The 20,083-nt window shown below is 59.9% G+C and carries 16 protein-coding genes; 3 read left to right on the top strand and 13 right to left on the bottom strand.

The features are described 5' to 3' along the window. Positions 1-132: 132 nt before the first annotated feature. From D8U73_RS23215 to arcD (D8U73_RS23195), 5 genes are all read right to left on the bottom strand, one after another. Positions 133-495, bottom strand: coding sequence for a DUF5064 family protein (locus D8U73_RS23215; RefSeq protein ID WP_056852646.1), 363 nt, complete (start codon positions 493-495; stop codon positions 133-135). 12 nt (positions 496-507) lie between these two features. Continuing rightward, on the bottom strand, positions 508-1,437 hold the full coding sequence (gene arcC, locus D8U73_RS23210) for a carbamate kinase (protein WP_056852645.1): 930 nt from the start codon (positions 1,435-1,437) through the stop codon (positions 508-510). Positions 1,438-1,587: 150 nt separating this feature from the next. Further along, the gene (locus tag D8U73_RS23205; protein WP_056852644.1) at positions 1,588-2,598 is read right to left on the bottom strand and encodes an ornithine carbamoyltransferase; all 1,011 of its coding nucleotides are present in this window, start codon (positions 2,596-2,598) and stop codon (positions 1,588-1,590) included. 69 nt (positions 2,599-2,667) lie between these two features. Beyond that, positions 2,668-3,924 (bottom strand): arginine deiminase, encoded by a 1,257-nt coding sequence (arcA, locus tag D8U73_RS23200; RefSeq protein WP_056852643.1) that lies wholly within the window; start codon positions 3,922-3,924, stop codon positions 2,668-2,670. Positions 3,925-3,947: 23 nt separating this feature from the next. Beyond that, entirely contained in the window at positions 3,948-5,375 is a 1,428-nt protein-coding gene (gene arcD / locus D8U73_RS23195; RefSeq protein ID WP_056852642.1) for an arginine-ornithine antiporter, read from the bottom strand. 422 nt (positions 5,376-5,797) lie between these two features. Between arcD (D8U73_RS23195) and arcD (D8U73_RS23190) the strand changes: the two genes are divergently transcribed. Further along, positions 5,798-7,225, top strand: a complete 1,428-nt coding sequence (arcD, locus tag D8U73_RS23190; RefSeq protein ID WP_056852641.1) for an arginine-ornithine antiporter — start codon at positions 5,798-5,800, stop codon at positions 7,223-7,225. A 199-nt stretch (positions 7,226-7,424) separates the two neighbouring features. On the opposite strand, the gene D8U73_RS23185 is transcribed toward arcD (D8U73_RS23190), so the two are convergent. The 8 genes from D8U73_RS23185 to gap all read right to left on the bottom strand — a co-directional run bounded on the left by D8U73_RS23185 (position 7,425) and on the right by gap (position 17,053). Then, positions 7,425-9,563, bottom strand: coding sequence for a methyl-accepting chemotaxis protein (locus tag D8U73_RS23185; RefSeq protein WP_130905892.1), 2,139 nt, complete (start codon positions 9,561-9,563; stop codon positions 7,425-7,427). Between the two features lie 200 nt (positions 9,564-9,763). Next, positions 9,764-10,153, bottom strand: a complete 390-nt coding sequence (locus D8U73_RS23180; protein WP_056852640.1) for a YbaN family protein — start codon at positions 10,151-10,153, stop codon at positions 9,764-9,766. A gap of 159 nt (positions 10,154-10,312) precedes the next feature. Continuing rightward, positions 10,313-10,921 (bottom strand): biliverdin-producing heme oxygenase, encoded by a 609-nt coding sequence (locus tag D8U73_RS23175; RefSeq protein WP_130905891.1) that lies wholly within the window; start codon positions 10,919-10,921, stop codon positions 10,313-10,315. 116 nt (positions 10,922-11,037) lie between these two features. Then, positions 11,038-13,629 (bottom strand): TonB-dependent receptor, encoded by a 2,592-nt coding sequence (locus D8U73_RS23170; RefSeq protein ID WP_130905890.1) that lies wholly within the window; start codon positions 13,627-13,629, stop codon positions 11,038-11,040. A 122-nt stretch (positions 13,630-13,751) separates the two neighbouring features. After that, positions 13,752-14,717, bottom strand: a complete 966-nt coding sequence (locus tag D8U73_RS23165) for a FecR domain-containing protein (RefSeq protein WP_130905889.1) — start codon at positions 14,715-14,717, stop codon at positions 13,752-13,754. Positions 14,718-14,819: 102 nt separating this feature from the next. Further along, complete coding sequence (locus tag D8U73_RS23160) at positions 14,820-15,338, bottom strand: sigma-70 family RNA polymerase sigma factor (RefSeq protein ID WP_130905888.1); 519 nt, start codon at positions 15,336-15,338, stop codon at positions 14,820-14,822. Positions 15,339-15,416: 78 nt separating this feature from the next. Continuing rightward, positions 15,417-15,881, bottom strand: coding sequence for a methylglyoxal synthase (locus tag D8U73_RS23155; RefSeq protein ID WP_056852634.1), 465 nt, complete (start codon positions 15,879-15,881; stop codon positions 15,417-15,419). A 170-nt stretch (positions 15,882-16,051) separates the two neighbouring features. Continuing rightward, positions 16,052-17,053 (bottom strand): type I glyceraldehyde-3-phosphate dehydrogenase, encoded by a 1,002-nt coding sequence (gene gap, locus D8U73_RS23150; protein WP_056852633.1) that lies wholly within the window; start codon positions 17,051-17,053, stop codon positions 16,052-16,054. Between the two features lie 219 nt (positions 17,054-17,272). On the opposite strand from gap, the gene edd reads away from it, so the two are divergent. Next, the gene (gene edd, locus D8U73_RS23145; RefSeq protein WP_056852632.1) at positions 17,273-19,099 is read left to right on the top strand and encodes a phosphogluconate dehydratase; all 1,827 of its coding nucleotides are present in this window, start codon (positions 17,273-17,275) and stop codon (positions 19,097-19,099) included. Further along, on the top strand, positions 19,096-20,052 hold the full coding sequence (locus D8U73_RS23140; protein ID WP_056852631.1) for a glucokinase: 957 nt from the start codon (positions 19,096-19,098) through the stop codon (positions 20,050-20,052). The genes edd and D8U73_RS23140 overlap by 4 nt, the downstream gene beginning before the upstream one ends. The last annotated feature ends 31 nt before the right edge of the window (positions 20,053-20,083 follow it).

Genomic DNA, 20,083 nt, shown 5'->3' with positions numbered 1-20,083 from the left:
AGCGGGATGATGATCGTTCCCACGCTCTGCGTGGTAGCGCTGCCATGGACGCTCCGCATCCACACTGACGCGGAGCTTCAAGGGATGCATTCCCACGCCGGAGCGTGGGAACGATCAGCAGAGGTACCTGAGTTATTCGAAGTGTTCGAGGTTGACCGGGTCGCCGGATTTCATATTCAACTGCTGCCGGATGTCTTCAAACATCAGATCGTAATGCTTGTGGACAGAGCCGATCTGGCTGTGGGTCTTGGGAATTCCGTACTTTTCGGCGATTTTCGTCACGTTGCTGGCGAAGTTGTAGGCTTCCTCTTTCGGCAGGAAGAACGGCTCCGACACGTCCTTGCCCTGAATGCTGCCATGCAAGGTGAACTGGATGCCTTTTTCCCCTTTGGCATTCTTGCTGACTTCATAATCGAGGTGCACGTTGTAGCTGACATCATCCGGGGTCAGCGCATGACGTTCGATGTGCAAGTGTCCCGGCTCGAATTGTGCCATTCACGTCTCTCCTTACAGGTAGGTAATGCCAGGTGTCGCGGTGCTGATGCGGGTGCCAGCCTTGCCCTGGACGATCGATTCGATGTCGGCGAGTGAGCCGATCACCGCGACTTTTCCAGTATGGCGTGCGAACTCGCAGGCTGCCTGCACCTTTGGTCCCATGGAGCCCGCGGCGAAGCCGAGTTTTTCCATTTCGTCCGGGTGAGCCTGAGCGATGGATTTCTGGGTGGGTTTACCGAAGTCGACAAACGCCGCGTTGACGTCGGTGGCGATCACCAGCAAGTCGGCTTCAAGCTGTTCGGCCAGCAGCGCCGAGCACAGGTCCTTGTCGATGACCGCCTCGACACCTTCGAGCTTGCCGGGGGCGGTGTACATGGTCGGAATGCCGCCACCGCCGGCGCAAATCACGATGCTGCTTTTTTCCAGCAGCCACTTGATCGGGCGTATTTCAAAGATGCGTTTCGGTCTGGGGCTGGCGACTACCCGGCGATATTTGTCGCCGTCCGGGGCGATTGCCCAGCCTTTTTCGGCAGCCAGTTTTTCTGCCTCGGCCTTGGTGTACACCGGGCCGATGGGTTTGGTGGGGTTCTGGAAGGCCGGGTCATTGGCATCGACTTCGACCTGCGTCAGCAGGGTCGCGAACGGCACTTCGAAGTCCAGCAGGTTGCCCAGTTCCTGTTCGATGATGTAGCCGATCATGCCTTCGGTTTCAGCGCCGAGCACGTCCAGCGGATAGGGAGAAACCGAGGTGTAGGCCGCGGCCTGCAATGACAACAGCCCGACCTGCGGGCCATTGCCGTGGGCGATGACCAGTTGGTTGCCGGCGTGGATCTTGGCGATCTGCTCGGTGGCGATCCGGATGTTGGCGCGCTGGTTGTCAGCGGTCATCGGTTCACCCCGACGGAGCAGGGCGTTACCGCCCAGTGCAACGACGATACGCATGGTGGTTGTCCTTTTAGAGTCGGTGATCCTGGATCGTTCCCACGGTCCCCGTGGGAATGCATCTGGTGACGCTCCGCGTCACATCGGACGCGGAGCGTCCGTGGCGGCATTCCCACGCAGAGCGTGGGAACGATCGTTTGGGGGCAGTCCTTACAAATCAGCCAGCGTCGACACCAGAATCGCCTTGATGGTGTGCATGCGGTTTTCCGCTTGCTCGAAGGCAATGCAGGCCGGCGACTCGAAGACGTCATCGGTCACTTCGATACCGTTCTTCAGGTGTGGATACTGCTCGGCGATCTGTTTGCCGACCTTGGTGTCGCTGTTGTGGAAGGCCGGCAGGCAGTGCATGAACTTGGTGCGCGGGTTGCCGGTGGCTTTCATCAGTTCGGCGTTGACCTGATAAGGCAGCAGTTGCTGAATGCGCTCGGCCCAGGCCTCCACGGGTTCGCCCATCGACACCCAGACATCGGTGTGAATGAAGTCCACGCCTTTGACGGCGGCTTTCGGGTCTTCGGTGAGGGTGATGCGGGCACCGCTTTCTTCACCGTACTGTTTGCAGCGTGCCACCAGATCGTCCGCCGGCCACAAGGCTTTCGGCGCGCAGATGCGCACGTCCATGCCGAGCTTGGCGCCGATCAGCAGCAGCGAATTGCCCATGTTGTTGCGGGCGTCGCCGAGGTAGGCGTAGCTGATGTCGTGGATCGGTTTGTCGGCGTGTTCACGCATGGTCAGCACGTCGGCAATCATTTGCGTCGGGTGATATTCATCGGTCAAACCGTTGAACACCGGGACCCCGGCAAACTTGGCCAGTTCTTCGACGATCTCCTGTTTGAAGCCACGGTATTCGATCGCGTCGTACATGCGCCCCAGTACGCGGGCGGTGTCCTTCATGCTTTCCTTGTGGCCGATCTGCGAAGAGTTGGGATCGATGTAGGTGACGTTGGCACCCTGGTCATAGGCCGCGACTTCGAACGCACAGCGGGTGCGGGTCGAGGTTTTTTCGAAGATCAGCGCGATGTTGTTGCCCTTGAGGTGCTGCTGTTCGGTGCCGGTGTATTTGGCGCGCTTGAGGTCGCGGGACAGGTCGAGCAGGTAACGCAATTCGCGAGGGGTGTGGTGTTCCAGGCTCAGCAGATTGCGGTTATGAATATTGAACGCCATTTTGGATCTCCTAAGGTGTCGGTTATCCCTTCGGCCCACACTCGGTAAGTGTGGGCCGAAGTTAATAGGTTAGTAGTCGATCGGATCGCGGATGATCGGGCAGGTCATGCAGTGGCCGCCGCCGCGACCGCGTCCGAGTTCGCCGGCGCTGATGGTGATCACTTCCACCCCGGCCTTGCGCAGCAGAGTATTGGTGTAGGTATTGCGGTCGTAGCCGATGACCACCCCCGGTTCCACGGCCACCACGTTGTTGCCGTCATCCCATTGCTCGCGTTCGGCGGCGAAGCTGTTGCCGCCGGTTTCGACGACGCGCAGGGCCTTGAGGTTGAGGGCCTTGGCCACGGTGTCGAGGAAGTTGGTTTCTTCGCGACGGATGTCGATGCCGCCCGGTTTGCTTTCGTCGGGGCGAAGGGTGAAGGCAACAATCTGGTTCACCACTTCCGGGAAGATCGTCACCACATCGCGGTCGCAGAAACTGAACACGGTGTCCAGGTGCATCGCCGCGCGGGATTTCGGCAGGCCGGCGACGATGACCTTCTCGACGGCTTTGTTCTTGAACAGGTTGACCGCCAGTTGGCCGATGGCCTGGCGGGATGAGCGTTCGCCCATGCCGATCAACACCACGCCGTTGCCGATCGGCATCACGTCGCCGCCTTCGAGGGTGGAACTGCCGTGGTCCTTGTCCGGGTCGCCATACCAGATTTCGAATTCGGCGTTGGTGAACTGCGGATGGAATTTGTAGATGGCGGTGGTCAACAGGGTTTCCTGGCGACGCGCCGGCCAGTACATAGGGTTGAGGGTGACGCCACCGTAGATCCAGCAGGTGGTGTCGCGGGTGAACTGGGTGTTGGGCAGCGGCGGCAGGATGAAGCTGGAGTGGCCGAGGAATTCACGGAACATCTGGATGGTCTTGCCGCCGAAACTGTCCGGCAGGTCATCGGCAGAGACCCCGCCAATCAGGAACTCGGCGATCTTGCGCGGCTCCAGGCTGCGCAGCCATGAACTCGTTTCATTGATCAAGCCCAGGCCCACCGAATCGGCGGTGATCTTGCGTTGCAGAATCCAGTCCAGGGCTTCGGGGATGGCGACGATGTCGGTCAACAAGTTGTGCATTTCCAGCACATCGACATTGCGCTCACGCATCTTGGTGACGAAATCGAAATGGTCGCGCTTGGCCTGAGCCACCCACAGTACGTCGTCGAACAGCAGTTCGTCGCAGTTGTTCGGGGTCAAACGCTGGTGGGCAAGCCCGGGGGAGCAAACCATGACTTTGCGCAATTTGCCGGCTTCGGAATGGACGCCGTACTTAACTTTTTCCGTGGTCATTTCAGTGATCCTCCAGCTACAAATTACAGGGTCAGAAAGCCGTCATAGAGACCGTAGGCCGCTACCAGCGCGCCCACGACCACCGCGGCGAAAATCAGTTTCTCGACGTTGGTGAACACCGGTTTGTCGAGTTCCAGCTTGGCCTTGGCGAACAGGATGGCGCCGGGTGCGTAGAGCAGGGCCGAGAGCAGCAGGTACTTGATACCGCCGGCATAGAGCAGCCAGACCGCGTAAATCAACGCGATGGCGCCGATGATCAGATCCTTCTGCCGTTCACCCGCCGCGCCTTCATAGGTTTCGCCGCGTACCGCCAACAGCAGGGCATAGGCGGCCGACCACAGGTATGGCACCAGAATCATCGAGGTGGCGAGGTAGATCAGCGACAGGTAAGTGCTGGCCGAGAACAGTGTGATGATCAGGAACACCTGAACCATGGCGTTGGTCAGCCACAGCGCATTGACCGGCACTTGGTTGGCGTTTTCCTTGCGCAGGAAGGCCGGCATGGTGTGGTCCTTCGCGGCGGCGAACATGATCTCCGCACACAGCAGCACCCATGACAACAGCGCACCAAGCAGGGAAATGATCAGGCCGACACTGATCAGTACCGCCCCCCATTTACCCACCACATGCTCGAGCACGGCGGCCATCGACGGGTTCTGCAGCTTGGCCAGTTCCGGTTGAGTCAGGATGCCCAGCGACAGCACGTTCACCAGCACCAGAATGAGCAGCACGGAAATAAAGCCGATCACCGTGGCCTTACCCACATCACTGCGTTTTTCCGCACGCGCCGAGAAAATGCTCGCACCTTCAATGCCGATGAACACCCAGACGGTGACCAGCATCATGTTGCGCACCTGATCCATCACGCTGCCCAGGTCAGGGTTTTTCAGGCCCCAGATGTCGGCGGTGAAGATGTCCAGTTTGAACGCGAACACGGCAATCAGGATGAACAGCACCAGCGGCACAATCTTGGCTACGGTGGTGACCAGGTTGATGAAGGCGGCTTCCTTGATCCCGCGCAGCACCAGCAGATGGACGGCCCAGAGCAGGACAGAGGCGCCAATCACTGCAGCCACCGTGTTGCCCTCACCGAAGACCGGGAAGAAGTAACCCAGGGTGCTGAACAGCAGGACGAAATAGCCGACGTTGCCCAGCCAGGCGCTGATCCAGTAGCCCCAGGCGGAAGAAAAGCCCATGTAGTCGCCGAAGCCGGCCTTGGCATAGGCGTAGACACCACCGTCGAGGTCAGGCTTGCGGTTGGCCAGGGTCTGGAACACAAAAGCGAGCGTCAGCATACCCACGGCGGTGATGGCCCAGCCAATCAGAATGGCGCCGACGTCAGCACTGGCGGCCATGTTCTGTGGCAAAGAAAAAATCCCTCCACCTATCATTGAACCAACTACCAGGGCAACCAGTGCTCCCAGTCGAAGTTTTCCAGGGGTTTCAGACATTGCATGACTCCATTGCAAATGAAGAGGGTTAACAGCTTGGTTCTGTTTACAACTCAATCAGCTGACATGGATCAGTGCATGCTCACATTGTGGATAAAAGCTCACCAAATATTCGCAGGCACAAGTCAGCATTCTGAAAAGCCTGTCCTAGACGCGTCGTGTTTTAAGTATTTAACGGATCGTGTTGCTGCTTTATGACGCTAGTTCGTTTTTAGGCGGACGCAAACTTTGCGGAGGTAATTTCAGTAGCAAATAGTTTTATTGAGGGGCACGCTTAAAGCGAATCGCTATAAAAAAGGGTGAATCTATAAGCGCTCAGTAAGAGTCGTAAATTGGCGTTAACGAATAAAGGTTATTACGCTCTACCCAATTAGATAATAAGAAGATAACCCGGTATTTTCCGAGCCATTGGAGGCGCAACAATGTCGCAAACCCAGCAAAAGCTTCGCCTGAGCGCGCTGATCGCTCTGGTCGTGGGCTCGATGATTGGCGGTGGAATATTTTCCTTGCCGCAGAACATGGCCGCCAAAGCCGATGCCGGTGCGATATTGATTGGTTGGGCAATCACCGCCGTCGGCATGCTGACCCTGGCGTTTGTGTTCCAGACCCTGGCCAATCGCAAACCGGAGCTGGACTCGGGGGTGTACGCCTACGCCAAGGCCGGCTTTGGCGATTACATGGGGTTTTCCTCGGCATGGGGTTACTGGATCAGCGCCTGGCTGGGCAACGTCGGCTACTTCGTTTTGCTCTTCAGCACGCTGGGGTTTTTCTTTCCGGTTTTCGGCGAGGGCAATACGCCGATTGCCATTGCCTGTGCCTCGGTGCTGTTGTGGACGGTGCATTTTGTGGTGATGCGCGGAATCAAAGAGGCGGCGTTCATCAACCTGCTGACCACGGTGGCCAAGATCGTGCCGTTGATCCTGTTCATCGTGATTGCTGCGGTGGCGTTCAAGGCCGATGTGTTTACCCGTGACATCTGGGGGCGCAGCAACCCGAGTTTCGGGAGCGTGATGGACCAGGTGCGCAACATGATGCTGGTCACTGTCTTTGTGTTCATCGGTATCGAAGGCGCCAGTGTCTATTCGGCGCGGGCGGAGAAACGTTCGGATGTGGGGCGGGCCACGGTCATTGGTTTTCTCGGTGTGTTGGCGTTACTGGTGCTGGTCAACGTGTTGTCGCTGGGCATCATGAGCCAACCGGAGTTGGCCACCTTGCAGAACCCGTCGCTGGCGTCGGTGCTGGAGCATATCGTCGGCCCGTGGGGCGCGTTGCTGATCAGCGTGGGTCTGGCGATTTCACTGCTGGGCGCGTTGCTCTCGTGGGCGCTGCTGTGTGCCGAGATCCTGTTCGCCACGGCGAAAGACAAGACCATGCCGGCGTTCCTGACCAAGGAAAACGCCAATCATGTGCCGGTCAATGCGCTATGGCTGACCAACGTGATGATTCAGCTGTTCCTGCTGATCACGCTGTTTTCCGCCGGCACCTACACCAGCCTGATTTACCTGGCCTCGTCGATGATTCTGGTGCCGTATCTGTGGTCGGCGGCCTATGCGGTGTTGTTGAGCGGGCGCGGTGAAACCTATGAGCACGCTTCGGCAGAACGGACCAAGGATCTGTTGATCGGCGGCGTCGCCCTGAGTTACGCGGTGTGGTTGTTGTACGCCGGTGGTTTGAAGTATTTGCTGCTCTCGGCCTTGCTGTATGCGCCGGGCGTGATCCTGTTCGCCAAGGCCAGGCGTGAACAGGGTAAACCGCTGTTCACACCGGTCGAGAAGGGCATATTTACCTGCGTCATCTGCGGCGCCGGGTTGGCAGCCTATGGGCTGTACAGCGGGGTGTTGAGGTTGTGAGCACTCCTGCATGGAATGCATCAACCTGCGGGAGTGAGCCCGCTCGCATCGAAGGGCTTGCCAAACGAGAGGCCGAGCATAGATAGATGAAAACCCCATGCAGGAGCTGAGCTTGCTCGCGATGGCGGCGTGACAGTCAGCTATGCAGTGTCTGACCCTGCGCTATCGCGAGCAAGCTTTGCTCCTGCCGGGTGCGTTTTCAAACGCGGAACTGATCCATCAACTTCATTTGCTGGGTCGTCAGGCTGTTGAGTTGGCTGCTGATGTGCGCCGATTCGGTAGCCTGGCCGGTCAGGGTTTCGGTGACGGTGCGGATCGCCGAGACGTTGCGGTTGACCTCTTCGGCTACGGCGCTTTGCTGTTCCGCGGCGCTGGCGATTTGCAGGTTCATGTCGCTGATCACGGTGACTGCGTCGCTGATTTTGCTCAAGGCCTGCACCGCTTGCTGGATTTGCCCGGCGTTGCTGTGGGCCTGGGTCTGGCTTGAATGCATGGTGGCAACCACGCCGCGTGTGCCGCTCTGGATACGTTCGATCACCAGGCGAATTTCTTCCACCGAGTCCTGGGTGCGTTTGGCCAGGTTGCGCACTTCGTCAGCCACCACCGCAAAACCACGACCACTCTCGCCGGCACGCGCGGCTTCGATCGCCGCGTTGAGCGCCAGCAGGTTGGTTTGCTCGGCGATGCTGCGGATTACCTCCAGCACCGAACCGATCTGCTCGCTGTTGACCGCCAGTGCCTCGACCTCGGTCACGGCCTTGCTGACTTCATCGGCCAGTTGATTGATGTCGCGGGTGCTGCGCTCGATGATCTGCATGCCATCGCGGGCCGATTGATCGGCGCCTTTGGCGGCGCTTGCCGCATTCGACGCACTGTTGGCGACGTCGTGGGCGGTGGCGCTCATCTCATTGGAAGCGGTGGCGACCTGGTCGATTTCGCGGAACTGCACCTGCATGCCTTCGCTGGTTTGACGGGCGATTTCCGAAGACTGGTCAGCGGTGCCGCGTGCGTCGGTGATGCTTTGCTTGATCTGCGCGATGGTCGGTTGCAGTTTGTCGAGGAACCGGTTGAACCAACTGACCAGCTCGCCCAATTCATCCTTCTTGCTGTAGTGCAGGCGCTGGGTCAGGTCGCCGTCGCCACTGGCGATCGCCTTGAGCATGTCGGCCACGCTGTTGATCGGCCGGGTCACGCCCGAAGCGGTGAGCCACATCAGCAGCAAGCCGATCAGGCCGGCAATGATCGCCACCACAATGGCTTTGATCGTGCCAGTTTGCTGGGCGTCGTCGAGCACTGATTGCAGCTTCACCGAATCCGCCAGCAGCACTTGCCTGGGCAGGTCGATGACCACGCCCCAGGCTTTGGAATCGGCAATCGGGCTGACCGGGTACACCGCGCGGATCAGGTCACCCTGCTGGAGAATTTTCGCGGTGCCGGCGCCGAGCAGTTGCAAGACATCCTTGCCATCAGCGCCGAGGGTATCGCCGATGCTTTTGCCGACTTTGCTGGCGTCGACGCTGTAGGCGGCCATGACGCCCGTGCCGGAGACAATCAGCATGTGTCCGGCGCTGTTGAACAGTTCACGCTGGGAATCGACCGCCGCAGCTTGCAGGGCGTCGAGCGCGATGTCGATACCGACCACGCCGATGGATTTGCCCTCCACCAGCAGCGGAACGGAAATGGTGGTCATCAACACTTCCTTGCCACCGACCGTATCGGCGTACGGGTCGAGCAGGCAGGTGCGCTTGCTGTCCCGCGGGCAGGTGTACCAGATGTTGTAGGGCGTGCCGCTGAGGTTAAGCGTGGTCTTGGTCATGTCCTCTTCGACCATGATGGTATTGAGCGCTTCACCCCCGGCGCGGCTCCAGTACGTAGCGAAGCGACCCGCCTCGTTGGACTGACGGGCGGCATCATTGGCGAACTCGCTGTCCTTGTCGTCGAGGCCGTTGGGTTCGAACGCCAGCCAGATCCCCAGCACTTTGCTGTTGCGCTCGAATGCGGTCTTCAAGCTCTGGTTCAACTCTTCGCGCAGGGCACCGGGCTCGAGCGAGCGCTTGGCGGCGAGGTTGCGCATGTCGTTGATCTGATCCGCCAACGCGGTCACTACCGTCAGGGTTTCACCGAACGTCTTCTGCACCCGAACCGCTTGCTCGGCGGCCTTGGCCTGCAGCAAGTCCTGCACGCTGGCGGTGAGCATTCTGCTGCTGGAGTCGCTGACCAGTTCATCGTTCTGATTGGTCTGATAGAAGTTCATGCCCACGATCAACGCGACGACGCCGAGCAGGCAGAGGCCGGAGAGCAGGACAATTTTCAGGCGGATGGACAGTGAGTCGAACATGGGGCGAGCTCGCGAATGGATGAATAGTTGGCTGTGAGCCGGAGCGGCTCGATCCGCCAAATCCATTTAGCGCCATTCCATCCACATCGGCGCGAAGCCGAGATTGCATGAGCAGCATGCCGACGAACGGTCATGGTTGAACGTTTGCGCGGGAAAATGTGCCGAAAGCAGGCTCAAAAACAGGAAAAATCGCGGTGCATTCAGGTGCGTCGCGTCGGCGATTCAGGCCGCGACCAGATCCACAGATTGCCCAGCCCCATCCCGACGATCGCCAGATAAATCGGCCAGCCATGGTCGAGCATTACCAGCATGAGACCGGCACATAACAGCATGCTGACCGTGGCGCTGACTTTGGCCCGGCGCGCGATGATTCTGCCGTTGCGCCAATTGCTGAGGATGGGACCGAACAATCGATGACTTTCCAGCCAGGCACTCAGGCGTGGCGAACTTTTAGTGGCGGCCCAGGCGGCCAGCAGGATGAATTCGGTGGTCGGCAGGCCGGGAATGACGATGGCGATCAGGCCGATACCCAGGCTGACGTAGGCCAGCAGGCCGAAGAGAACGCGGGTTAGTTTTGAGGAGGCGGGCATGGGCTCAAGGCAGGTATCGAGGCTAGATCAGGATCTGGGGAAGTTGCTCGGTCCCTGTGGGAGCGGGCTCGCCCGCGATAGCATTTTCCAATTCAGCATCTCTAATGGATGTGAAGCCGCCATCGCGGGCAAGCCCGCTCCCACAGGATTTTTAAACCGTCAGGCGATTTCCGGGGTGGTGGAGTAAGCCTGTTCCAGCAACACCGTGAACCGATTGAACGCATCGATGGCGCCTTTATCCAGTTCGGCTTCTTCCTCTGCGCTGAGCGACAGTCCATCGAGGGTTTTGACGAAGCTCTTCCAGCCTTGCGCACGACCACCGGCCGGCTCGCCCAAGTGCCGTGCACCAAAGGTTTCGCTCAAACCCAGGCCCACGGCACGCTTGATCAGGAACGCCGCACCCAGCTTCGAGCCTTCGGAAACGAACAGCCAGCCCAGCGCTTGGGCCTTGCCTGGGTTGTTCACCGCACCGGCGACCGGTGCCGGAACGTCGGTGTCCAGGTCCGCCAGGTCGGCCTTGGCCGCTTCGGCGCGGCAGCGAGCGCAGAGGTCCGGGACGATGGCGATCAGTTGAGCATCGTTGTACAGCGACACCAGCTCCGACTGGAACAGGTACTGCGCCACCACGAAGCGGGCGAAGCTGGCCCGGGATTCAAAAGGCGCGTGGGCTTTGACCAGGGCATCGAGTCTGGTGTGGGGCTCGTGGGTGATCTGGTTCAGGCGTTGGGAACGCAGGCTCGGGGATTGAACGGTGTCCTGAGTGGTCATGACAAATCCTTTGGAAGAAAAAGAAACGCTTGTTAACGAGACGAATCAGCTCGGGCCAGGCAGTAAAAAAACCTCACTGCGCAGCCCTGTGAAGCCGCGCAGAGAGGTGAGGCCGGTCAGATATCCCAGATCAGGTTGATGGCGAAATTGCGACCCGGCTGGGTCAGGCGATCAAGGTTGGCCGGTTGGGTCACCGAGGCTTCGCCGACGCTGTCGTAGCCGCGCACGTCATCCCACAGCCAGTACTTCTTGTCGGTCAGGTTGTAGATGCCGCCGCTGAGGGTGACGTCGTTGGTCACCTTGTAGAACCCGGTCAGGTCGAGGATGCCGAAGCCCGGCGTCTTGAACTGGCTGCTGACGCCGTCCGGCGACTTGAAGTTGCTGTCGTCGACGCGGTCCTTCTTTTTCACCAGGGTCCAGCTGAGCAAGCTGCCGTAGTTGTCCTGGTCGTAACCCAGACCAAACACGCCGGTCAGCGGGTTGACGCTGTTGATCGGCTCGCCATTGTCGTTGTTGCGACCGTAGGCGTAGGCCACCGAGCCCTGGGTATAGAGACCTTGTGGTGCACCCAAGGTATCGAGGTTCAGGCGACCCTTGATTTCCGCGCCCTTGATGGTGGCGTGCTTGATGTTGGCGCTCTGGAAGGTCGGTTGGTCATAACCCGGAGTGACAGCGTCTTCGTTGATGAAGTCGCGGTACTTGTTGTAGAACACCGCCATTTCGAATGAGCCCTGCTCGAAGTTGCCCCGCAGGCCCGTCTCGTAGCTTTGGCTTTTTTCCGGTTCCAGGTCCGGGTTGGGTTCCACGCTGTAACCCGCCGCGGTGTTATCGAAACGCCCGTACAAAGCCTTCGCGGTCGGGGTGCGGAAGCCTTCGGCGTACTGGCCGTACCAGGTGTAGTTATCGGTCAGGGCGTAGGTCAGGCCGAACTTGGGCGAGACTTTGTGCCAGGTCTTGTTTTCGTCGCTGACGGTGCCGCGACCGTCAGCCGAAACGGTGTTGAGGAATTCGTCGGTGATATCCGGCTTGAGTTCGGTGTAGTCGTAGCGCAAGCCCGGCAGGAAGGTCCACTTGTTCCAGCTGATCTGATCCTGGGCGAACACGCTGTAGGTGTTGATGGTCGGGTCCGGGAAATCCGAGGATTTTTTCAGCACGTCCGCCGGGCTGCTGGCGCCAATGGCAGTGCAGCCGCGACCGACCGCCAGGCAGGTGCCGTTACCGCTGCGCGAGCCGGTGACTTTCTGTTGCTTGAGGGTGGTGCCGTAAGTCAGCAAGTGCTCGGTGTCGGCAATGCTGAAAGATTTATCCAGCTGCAAATCGAACACCCACTGCTTTTCTTCGTAGAGAGTGTCGCGGGTTCGCAGTACCTGGCGAGTGATCGGGAAATAGAACTCGTCGGTGCTCTGGTCAGTCTTGGCAATCTGATGGTTCAGGCTCCACTTGATATTGTCCGTCAGCAGGCTGTCCAGGGCGAAGCTGTGTTCCAGGCCAAAACGCTCGCGGGTGATCGTGTCGTTACCGGTGCGCCACTGGTACATGCCACCAGGCAAAATGCTCGCCGGGATGGTGGGGGCGCCCTCGAAGAACGGGCCGCCATAGGCACTTTTCTGGTCGCTATCGCGATCGTCCTTGTACTTCTCGTAGGTCAGGCCAAGGCGTGCGTCGTCCTGGTAATTCCAGCCGACCTTGGCCAGGACGTTGCTGGTGCGTACGTCCTCCGGGTTGGCCGCCGTGCGGCTCAGACCGGTACCGTTGTTGTTGCCATAGGATTCGGTTTCGTGACCGTCGCGCTGGCTGTAATGCAGCAGGCCGTCGAATTGATCGGCACGACCGGCCACGGTGGCGGATTTCAGCCAGCTCTCGTCAGCGGAGCTGTAGCCGGTCTTCAAGCGTGCGCCAACATCCTGGCCGGGCTTGATGATGTCGTCCGGATCGAGGGTGAAGTAGCTGACCGCGCCGCCGATGGCGTTGCTGCCGTAGAGCACCGAAGCGGGGCCGCGGAGGATCTCGACGCGTTTGACGATTTCCGGGTCGACGTAGTTGCGCTGGGTCTTGGCATAGGGGCCGTTGAAGAAACCGTTGGGGACTTCGACCCCGTCAATCTGGGTCAGAACCCGGTTACCGTCGATGCCGCGGATGTTGAAGCCGCTGATCCCGCCGCGGGTGCCGGCACCGCCCACCGAAACGCCCGGCTCGTAGCGCACCAGATCCTTGATGGTATTGACGTTGTTGCGGTCCAGTTCTTCGCGCGTGTGGACAGTGACCGTGCTGGGCACGCTGTCCACCGATTGCTCCTGGCGGGTGGCGCTGATGGTCGTCTGTTGCAGATTGAGCGCGCTGCCGGTGGTGCTACGCTCCAGCACGATGTTGTTGTCACCCAGTTTGCGATAACTCAGGTTGGTCCCCACCAACAGGCGATCCAAGGCTTTGTCCGCAGGCAACGACCCGCGCACACCCGGCGAAGCGACCCCTTGCGCGAGCTCGGCCGGCAAGCCTACCTGCCAGCCTGTCACGGCGGTAAAGGCATTGAGTGCCGAGACCAGTGATTGCGGCGCGATGGTGAATGCGTAGTCGCCCATTTTGCGGGTCTGCTGTTCGGTAGCAGTAGCCGCCATCAGCGGGGCGCTGCCGGCCATCAGGATGGCGGCGGTCAGCAGCGACAGCACACGGGAAGGTGAAGGGGATTGGCGGGTAAGGCGAGAGGACATCGATAGCGCTCCGTGTCGCACGAATCTTTATAGGTGCTGATTGGCAGGTTTAGATGCGAATCAATTGCATTGGCTATAACGAGACGTACGGGGAACGGCTATCGAGTAAAAATAATTCTCATTCAGTTCAAGATCACCAGCGCCGGGTATTCCTTCAGTTGCGCGGAAGTGATGTGGGCCAGCGAGCGAACCACGTCCAGCGGCTGATCGAGACGATAATTTCCCGTCACGGCAACCGCGGCCAACTGCTCGTTGTTGTTGATGATCCAGCCCGGATAGTAACGACGCAGCTCAGCGAGCACCTGGTTCAGCGGGCAGTTTTCAAACACCAGGCGTCCCTGGACCCACGCCAGGTCGGTGGCTGCATCCAGCTTGGCCGGGCGGTCGAAGCCGTTGGGGCCGATGCGGATGCTCTCTCCGGCGGTCAGGCGAACCCGTGCGTCGTCATGGGTGGCGCGCAAGTCGACATCACCGCGCTGCACGCGAACCTGGGTCACGCCGTCAAGGTAGCGCACGGCAAATGCCGTATCGCGCACGCTGGCGGTAACCAGGCCCGCGTTGATTTCCAGTGGCCGATCACGATGGGGCTGAACCTCGAAAAATGCCTCGCCTTGAAACAGACGTGCCTGGCGTTGCTGGTCGTTGATGGTGCTGGAAAACGCCGAGTTGGTGTTTAGCAGGACTTTCGAGCCGTCCTCCAGTTGCAGGCGCTGGCGCTCGCCAACTACGGTCAAATGATCGGCCTGCAGGCGCATGGGCAGATTGCTGAAGCTGAACAGACCGAGGATCAGCACGGCCGCCGTGGCCAAGGGTTTCCAGTGCGGGCGCAAGCGAGCCAAAAGCGTGACCTTGGTCGGGCGGGCAGCCAGGCTTTGTGCGCATTGCGTGACTTGCGGGCCGTTCCAGATCGCCTGGGCCTTGGCGAACGCGTCGGCATGCGCCGCGTCTGCCGCGAGCCATGCATGGAACTGGCGCGTCTGCTCTTCGCTCGGGCTGTCCAGCACGATCAGCCAGTCCAGGGCCTGGTCCATCGCGTCTGCAGTAGCCTGCGCCGGTGAGGGCGAAGGGGAGCGGTGGGTGTCCGTCACGGTGTTTCCTCGGCAGTGTCTGTGCACGGCTGTTTTTGTAGTGAAACTGAAAAGAGCGGCAAGGGTAGCCCTGATGACCAGACCCGTCGAGCCGCAGCCGGTTCAGTGGCCGCTTGACCGTTCGGCGACGCCGATACAGATCGTCATGATCAGTTTCAGCTCCTTCTGCACGGTGCTGAGCGAAACGCCGAGTTTTTCAGCAATCTCCAGATAACTGTGACCGTGCAGGCGGCTGAGGATGAAAATCTGTTGCTGACGGGGGCTGAGTTGACTGAGGCGTACGTTCAGACGCTCGAGCAATTGTTCGGCATGGGCGGCGTCTTCGGCGCTGCTGGCGGGGGCGGCAACACTTTGCACCACGTCCACGGGCACGTCCTCGACCATGGTCCGAGAATGGATGCGTCGCGCACGCAAATGGTCCAGTGCCAGATTGCGGGCAGTCTGGAAGACAAACGGTTCAAGATGATCGATGGCCCGCTCACTGAGAGCGCGGGTCACTCGCAGGTAGGTCTCCTGCAACAGGTCTTCGGCGGTGCTGTGATTGTTGACCATTCGCTCCAGCGTGCGTAGCAGGGAGACTCGCTGGGTAATGAAGACGTCGTTGAAGCGCGATTGACTCACGGGAAGACCTGATCCATTTTGAGTGAATGATAATGCTTATCATCCACGCGCATGGTCAAGTCTTGATTTTGTTGATGATTACGCGCGGCCCTGCAAATAGGTCGCGTAATCCGGAATCCGATGCGAGTGTTGTTGATCCATCATCGGGCTGCTGAGCAAATAATCGGCGCTGCATTCATTGCACGCTACCGGAATGTTCCAGACCGCCGCGACCCGCAGCAACGCCTTGATGTCCGGGTCGTGTGGTTGCGGTTCGAATGGGTCCCAGAAGAACACCAGCATGTCGACCCGTTGCTCGGCGATTCGCGCGCCAAGCTGCTGGTCGCCACCCAGTGGGCCGCTGATCATGCTTTCCACTGGCAGATCGAGGCGTTGTTGCAACAACAATCCCGTGGTGCCGGTGGCGACCAGTTCATGCTGGGCGAGACGGTCTTTCTGTCGTGCGGCCCAATCGAGCAGAAATACCTTGCAGTGGTCATGGGCCACCAGGGCGATACGCTTGCGCGCCGCCATGGTTTTTTGCGTGAAGCTGATACCGATCATGGGGTTTTCCACAGGGCGATTTGCGAGGGGGCTGAGGACGCCATCGCCTGCCTGTATGAGCGAGGCTTGCCCGCGAACCCGACACCGCGGTTATTCATTGGTACCGCGTTATCGTTCTTCGCCGGCAAGCCTGGCTCCTGCAGGATCGGATAAGGCGCAACAGGCGAAGGTTATTCGGCGTTGCACAGCGCCAGGCAGTTATCGAGCATGCGGTTGGAGAAGCCCCATTCGTTGTCGTACCAGGCCAGTACCTTGAGCAGCTTGCCGCTGGACTTGGTGTGGTTGGCGTCGAAAATCGACGACAGCGGGTTGTGGTTGAAGTCGCTGGAAACCAGCGGCAAGGTGTTGTAGCCGAGAATCTTCGAATGCTGGCTGGCGTGCTTGAGCAGGGCGTTGACTTCTTCCGCGCTGGCTTCTTTTTTCAGCTGCACGGTCAGGTCCACCAGCGATACGTTGATCACCGGTACACGCACCGCCATGCCGGTCAGTTTGCCCGCCAGTTCCGGCAGCACCAGGCCGACCGCTTCAGCGGCGCCAGTCTTGCTCGGGATCATGTTCTGGGTGGCCGAGCGCGCACGGTACGGGTCGCTGTGGTAAACGTCGGTCAGGTTCTGGTCGTTGGTGTAAGCGTGGATGGTGGTCATCAAACCGCTTTCGATGCCCAACTCGCGGTGCAGCACCTGGGCCACCGGGGCCAGGCAGTTGGTGGTGCACGAGGCGTTGGAAATGATCTGGTGCGATTGGCGCAGAATGTCGTGGTTGACCCCGTAGACCACGGTGGCGTCGGCGCCTTTGGCTGGCGCCGAGATGATCACTTTGCGTGCGCCGGCCGTAATATGCGCGGCAGCCTTGGCGCGGTCGGTGAACAGGCCGGTGCATTCGAACACCACATCAATTTTTTCCGCGGCCCAGGGCAGGTCGGCCGGGTTGCGAATGGCGCTAACGGCAATACGGTCGCCATTGACGGTCAGGCTTTCCTGATCGTGCTGGACATCCGCGTCGAATGTGCCGTGAACGGTGTCGTATTTGAGCAGGTGCGCATTGATAGCGCTGTCTCCGAGATCGTTGATGGCAACGATCTGCAGATCCTGACGGTAGCCCTGGGTATAGAGTGCGCGCAGGACGTTACGGCCAATCCGGCCAAAACCATTGATTGCAATTCGAAGAGTCATTAACAGCGCCACCGTCGTTTTGTTGTTGGAATTACAAGATTATTCGCAAAAAAATAGAAAACAAGCCTTTTTGATGGCAATATTTTGTTCAATCTACAACGAGTGACCTGAATCAACTGGTCCAACCGATCAAGAAAACCGTCTGTCATCCCATCGACACCGGCGTTTGATCAGCATAGACAATCAGGTCGCCACATCCGTTAGCCTGGAGTTCTACACATGCATCCCCGCGTCCTTGAGGTCACCGAACGGCTTATCGCCCGCAGTCGCGCCACGCGTGAGGCTTACCTTGCATTGATTCGCGGTGCGGCCAGCGACGGCCCGATGCGCGGCAAGCTGCAATGCGCCAACTTCGCCCACGGCGTGGCCGGTTGCGGCAGCGACGACAAGAAGAGCTTGCGGATGATGAATTCCGCGAACATTGCAATTGTTTCGTCATATAACGACATGCTCTCGGCGCACCAGCCGTACGAAGTCTTCCCTGAACTGATCAAGAAAGCCCTGCGCGAAATCGGCTCCGTCGGCCAGTTCGCCGGTGGTACACCGGCCATGTGCGATGGCGTGACCCAGGGCGAGCCGGGCATGGAGCTGAGCCTGCCGAGCCGTGAAGTGATCGCGCTGTCCACCGCCGTGGCGTTATCCCACAACATGTTCGACGGCGCGCTGATGCTCGGCATCTGCGACAAGATCGTCCCGGGCCTGATGATGGGCGCGTTGCGCTTCGGTCATCTGCCGATGATCTTCGTGCCGGGCGGGCCGATGGTCTCCGGTATTTCCAACAAGCAGAAAGCCGACGTGCGCCAGCGCTACGCCGAAGGCAAGGCCAGCCGCGAGGAACTGCTGGAGTCGGAAATGAATTCCTACCACAGCCCCGGCACCTGCACCTTCTACGGCACCGCCAACACCAACCAATTGCTGATGGAAGTCATGGGCCTGCACTTGCCGGGTGCGTCCTTCGTCAACCCGAACACGCCACTGCGTGACGCCCTGACCCGCGAAGCGGCGCATCAGGTGACGCGCATTACCAAACAGAACGGCGACTACCTGCCGATCGGTGAAATCGTCGACGAGCGTTCGCTGGTCAACTCCATCGTGGCGCTGCATGCCACCGGTGGCTCGACCAACCACACCCTGCACATGCCGGCCATTGCCATGGCGGCGGGCATTCAGTTGACCTGGCAGGACATGGCCGACCTCTCCGAGGTGGTGCCGACCCTGAGCCACGTCTACCCGAACGGCAAGGCCGACATCAACCACTTCCAGGCCGCGGGTGGCATGTCGTTCCTGATCCGCGAACTGCTGGAAGCCGGGCTGCTCCATGAAAACGTCAACACCGTGCTCGGCCATGGCCTGAGCCGCTACACCAAGGAGCCGTTCCTCGACAACGGTGAACTGGTATGGCGCGAAGGCGTGACCGAGAGCCTTGATGAAAGCATTCTGCGGCCGGTCGCTCGGGCATTCTCGCCAGAAGGCGGTTTGCGCGTGATGGAAGGCAACCTCGGTCGCGGCGTGATGAAGGTGTCCGCCGTGGCGCTGGAAAACCAGATTGTGGAAGCGCCGGCAATGGTGTTCCAGGATCAGCAGGACCTGGCGGATGCGTTCAAGGCCGGATTGCTGGAGAAGGATTTTGTCGCGGTGATGCGCTTCCAGGGGCCGCGCTCCAACGGCATGCCGGAACTGCACAAGATGACGCCGTTCCTCGGTGTGCTGCAGGATCGCGGCTTCAAGGTTGCGCTGGTGACCGACGGGCGCATGTCCGGCGCGTCGGGGAAAATCCCGGCAGCGATTCACGTCAGCCCCGAAGCTTATGTCGGCGGCGCTTTGGCGCGGGTGCAAGAGGGCGATATCATCCGCGTCGATGGCGTCAAAGGCACCCTGGAGCTTAAGGTGGACGCCGAAGAATTCGCAGCGCGCACGCCGGCCAAAGGCCTGTTGGGTAACAACATCGGCACCGGTCGCGAACTGTTTGGTTTCATGCGCATGGCCTTCAGCTCGGCGGAGCAGGGCGCCAGCGCCTTTACTTCTGCCCTGGAGACGCTTAATTGAAACTGGCTTTGGTCGGTGACATCGGTGGGACCAACGCACGTTTCGCGTTGTGGAAAAACCAGCAGCTGGAATCGGTCCAGGTGCTGGCGACAGCAGATTTCGCCAATCCGGAACAGGCAATCAGCCTTTACCTGAGCGGGCTCGGCCTGGCACCGGGGGCTATCGGTTCGGTGTGCCTGTCGGTGGCCGGCCCGGTGAGCGGCGATGAATTCAAGTTCACCAACAACCACTGGCGTTTGAGCCGCAAGGTCTTCTGCCAGACCTTGCAGGTGGATCAGCTGTTGCTGGTCAACGATTTTTCGGCCATGGCGCTGGGCATGACCCGTTTGCAGCCCGGCGAATTCCGCGTGGTCTGCGAAGGCACGCCGGAGCCGTTGCGGCCGGCGGTGGTGATCGGTCCCGGCACGGGGTTGGGCGTCGGCACTTTGCTCGATCTCGGCGAAGGCCGATTTGCCGCACTGCCGGGGGAGGGTGGCCACGTCGACTTGCCGCTGAGCAGCCCTCGCGAGACTCAACTGTGGCAGCACATCTTCAATGAAATCGGGCATGTCAGCGCTGAAACGGCATTGAGCGGCGGCGGCTTGCCACGGGTTTATCGGGCAATCTGTGCGGTGGACGGGCATGAGCCGGTGCTTGAGACACCGGAAGCGATCACCGCTGCCGGTCTGGCGGGAGACCCGATTGCGGTGGAAGTGCTTGAGCAGTTCTGCTGCTGGCTCGGTCGAGTAGCCGGCAACAACGTACTTACTACCGGTGCGCGCGGTGGCGTGTACATCGTGGGCGGGGTGATTCCACGCTTTGCCGATTTCTTCCTCGAAAGCGGTTTCGCAAGATGCTTCGCCGACAAGGGGTGCATGAGCGATTACTTCAAGGGGATTCCGGTGTGGCTGGTGACGGCACCGTATTCCGGGCTAGTAGGCGCCGGTGTGGCCCTCGAACAGGCACACCAGTGATCGTTCCCACGCTCCGCGTGGGAATGCAGCC

The sequence above is a fragment of the Pseudomonas sp. Sample_22 genome, assembly GCF_004307635.1.
Taxonomy (GTDB): domain Bacteria; phylum Pseudomonadota; class Gammaproteobacteria; order Pseudomonadales; family Pseudomonadaceae; genus Aquipseudomonas.
Note: the sequence above shows the minus strand (reverse complement) of the source record. Positions and strands in the feature narration are given on the sequence as shown.

Coding starts and splice junctions, on each gene's coding strand:
- D8U73_RS23215 (WP_056852646.1), bottom strand. CDS start 495: ATGGCACAATTCGAGCCGGGACACTTGCACATCGAACGTCATGCGCTG.
- arcC (WP_056852645.1), bottom strand. CDS start 1,437: ATGCGTATCGTCGTTGCACTGGGCGGTAACGCCCTGCTCCGTCGGGGT.
- D8U73_RS23205 (WP_056852644.1), bottom strand. CDS start 2,598: ATGGCGTTCAATATTCATAACCGCAATCTGCTGAGCCTGGAACACCAC.
- arcA (WP_056852643.1), bottom strand. CDS start 3,924: ATGACCACGGAAAAAGTTAAGTACGGCGTCCATTCCGAAGCCGGCAAA.
- arcD (WP_056852642.1), bottom strand. CDS start 5,375: ATGTCTGAAACCCCTGGAAAACTTCGACTGGGAGCACTGGTTGCCCTG.
- arcD (WP_056852641.1), top strand. CDS start 5,798: ATGTCGCAAACCCAGCAAAAGCTTCGCCTGAGCGCGCTGATCGCTCTG.
- D8U73_RS23185 (WP_130905892.1), bottom strand. CDS start 9,563: ATGTTCGACTCACTGTCCATCCGCCTGAAAATTGTCCTGCTCTCCGGC.
- D8U73_RS23180 (WP_056852640.1), bottom strand. CDS start 10,153: ATGCCCGCCTCCTCAAAACTAACCCGCGTTCTCTTCGGCCTGCTGGCC.
- D8U73_RS23175 (WP_130905891.1), bottom strand. CDS start 10,921: ATGACCACTCAGGACACCGTTCAATCCCCGAGCCTGCGTTCCCAACGC.
- D8U73_RS23170 (WP_130905890.1), bottom strand. CDS start 13,629: ATGTCCTCTCGCCTTACCCGCCAATCCCCTTCACCTTCCCGTGTGCTG.
- D8U73_RS23155 (WP_056852634.1), bottom strand. CDS start 15,881: ATGATCGGTATCAGCTTCACGCAAAAAACCATGGCGGCGCGCAAGCGT.
- gap (WP_056852633.1), bottom strand. CDS start 17,053: ATGACTCTTCGAATTGCAATCAATGGTTTTGGCCGGATTGGCCGTAAC.
- edd (WP_056852632.1), top strand. CDS start 17,273: ATGCATCCCCGCGTCCTTGAGGTCACCGAACGGCTTATCGCCCGCAGT.